Below are 2669 nucleotides of genomic sequence, written 5' to 3'. Positions count from 1 at the left end.
ACCACAGAGGCACAGAGGTCACGGAGAAATGAGGATTTGAGAGATATTTTGCGTAAGTCCTGTATAAATCAAATGAACTGTAATAATCGTAAAAATCATAATATGGCTACGCCACGCTTTGCTATCAGATATTTTTAGCCATCATTTTATCTAACAAAACACTAACCTTTTTCGCTCTTTCTGGTTGACGCTGTTTTTGCAATAACTCTTTTGCTGTGACTAAATTAGCTTTTGCTGCTGCTTCCTGTTGTTCCTGCATGAGAATATTTGCTAAACGTAAATAAGCATCAGGATTTTTAGGACTGCTATCAATTACTTCACAAAATAACGCTTTGGCTGCGGTAATTTGTCCCTTTTGATTTAAAATATCTCCTAACAACAAACGTACCATGTCATTGGTAGAATTGATAGCAATAACTTTTCTCAAAGCTATTTCGGCATTTTCAAAATCTTTGGCTTGATAAAAATTGATACCTTGCTGAAATAAATTAGAGGTAATCAATGTTTTGATACTCAAATAACCAAGAATAGCCAGACCAACAATGACTACAAAAATTGCGAAAATATTAGATGAATTAGATGAAATAGAAAATGTTTGTAACATGATTTTAAGCTAAATTTTAAGCTAATAAACAAGAGACGGGAAAAAGTAGATATTCAATGAAAAACAATTTCCAGATAAATTGATAGAAATTAGTAATGGCTTTTTTGTCTTGTAAATCAACTCCTGCACCTTGCCACCATAAGACAATTAACGTTAATGTATGGGTAATTACAACAAAAATAGTATTAACTTCCGCAAGCTGAAATAATCCTACTAAAATCATGCCTCCATAACAGATAGTTAATACCCAAAGAGCCAGATTAAATACTTTTTGTTGTCCAAGTTGGAGGGTAAAAGTTGTGATATTATAAACTCTATCACCTTCCATATCAGGAATATCTTTAAAAATTGCGATCGCAAATGTAAATACCAAGATAAAAACAGTTAAAACCCAAACCGCACTGGGAATACCTTGGCTTCTTTGCAATACCCAGCTAAAATGCAAAAACAAACCTAAATTAACAATCGTTCCCCGCACGGAAAAAATACATAAAGCAGCCCAAAAAGGAAACTGTTTTAAACGAATTGGTGGTAAAGAATAAGCTGTACCAATTGCTAAACTTATTGTTACCATTCCCATTAAAAATGGTCCAGTTAGCCATGCTACAGCCAAAGCCAAAATACCAGTAATAATAACAATTAATTGTCCTTGTCCTTTCGTAAATTCTCCCGCAGCTAAAGGTAAATCAGGTTTATTGATTTTATCAATTTCAATATCCTCCAACTGATTCAAACCAACAATATAAATATTACCACTTATACAAGCAATCCATGTTGCTAAAATTTGCCCAATATGCACACCAGAAAAACTTGTAGAAGTGACACCCAGGGTAATTAAATATAAACCCAAAACACTCAAACTTGTTCCCATAATTGTATGAGGACGGGAAAATTTCCAAAAAGAATAAAACCAACTTTTTGGAGAAACAGCAGAACTTTGTTTATAAAATTGATTCATCTTTTGTTCTTTTTCTAAATTCTAAATTCTAAATTCTTTCGTTCCGCGTAATAAACCAAAGCGAACTAACCCAGTTTCATAACCTCGACGCATTAACCCCAAAGATAATGCTCCTTGAATTGTACTCCAACCCGCCATTAATAAACCGATAAATGCTTGGGGTGTGAAAGCCGAATCAATTACTACATTCCAAAAAGGTGCAACTGCGGTTGACCAATCAGCAGTACGAATATTAGTTAATGGTAATTGCCAAGCGATCGCTTCATACTCCGCTAAAGACATTACATAAGGTAAACAATAGACCCTATAAATGTCATCTAAGTGCTTTTGTTCATCCGCTGTCAGTGCTGACTTATCCGTATTCCGATGACACCATGTCACCATAATCAAAGTCCCACCGGGTTTTAACACGCGATAGCACTCTTGCAAAAACTTAGTTTTATCTGGCATATGTTCACCGCTTTCCAGTGACCAGACCAAATCAAAAGAATCGTCATCAAAGGCCATTTCCTGGGCATTGGCCACCATGAATCTAGTCTTTTGACTCAAATTCATTGCCAAAGACCTTTCCATGGCTCTAGCGGCTTGTACAGGACTCAATGTAATTCCCGTGGCATTTGCTCCAAATTTATCCGCTAAGTATAAAGAACTACCACCAATTCCACAACCCACATCAAGGATATTTTTAGCACTGTGAACATCTGCCCATTTTAGCAGTTCTTCAATTAAATCAATTTGTGCTTGACGGCGTTCTTTCACCTGTTTACCATCTACACCATAATAACCGTGGTGCATATGTTCCCCCCAAATCTGCTCCCACAAGCCGGAGGAAGCATCGTAAAATTCCTGAATTTGTTTGTAAAGTATTTGACTCATGGTTTAATTAAGAAATGGTTTAATTAAGAAAAAGCTCATAAGAAATTGAAAAGAAAAAACTTATTGATATGCTACCATCTATGTTTTTAATTAGATAGGGATATTTTTGCCTGGGAGTAACTGATCAATTCTACCTTGCGAATCTTAAAAATAACTAAAAATAACCTAAATGCACAAATTTTCTTGATTTTTAATTGATTTTTAAGTAGGTGAACGGAAAAAAACCGACAT

At 35.0% G+C, this 2669-nt stretch carries 3 protein-coding genes; all 3 read right to left on the bottom strand.

The window, feature by feature from the left end:
* Nucleotides 1-124: 124 nt before the first annotated feature.
* From ACIR131C_RS0101850 to ACIR131C_RS0101840, 3 genes are read right to left on the bottom strand one after another with little or no spacing between them, the layout of a single operon-like run.
* Nucleotides 125-604: a tetratricopeptide repeat protein gene (locus ACIR131C_RS0101850; protein WP_028088840.1), complete on the bottom strand. Its 480-nt coding sequence runs from the start codon at nt 602-604 to the stop codon at nt 125-127.
* Between the two features lie 16 nt (nt 605-620).
* Nucleotides 621-1562, bottom strand: a complete 942-nt coding sequence (locus tag ACIR131C_RS0101845; RefSeq protein WP_028088839.1) for a homogentisate phytyltransferase — start codon at nt 1560-1562, stop codon at nt 621-623.
* 21 nt (nt 1563-1583) lie between these two features.
* The gene (locus ACIR131C_RS0101840; protein ID WP_028088838.1) at nt 1584-2438 is read right to left on the bottom strand and encodes a methyltransferase domain-containing protein; all 855 of its coding nucleotides are present in this window, start codon (nt 2436-2438) and stop codon (nt 1584-1586) included.
* Nucleotides 2439-2669 lie beyond the last annotated feature (231 nt).

It is taken from the genome of Dolichospermum circinale AWQC131C (genome assembly GCF_000426905.1).
In the GTDB taxonomy this organism is placed as follows: Bacteria; Cyanobacteriota; Cyanobacteriia; order Cyanobacteriales; family Nostocaceae; genus Dolichospermum; species Dolichospermum circinale.
The sequence above is the reverse complement of the archived record's forward strand: the minus strand, read 5'-3'. Positions and strand labels throughout refer to the sequence as shown.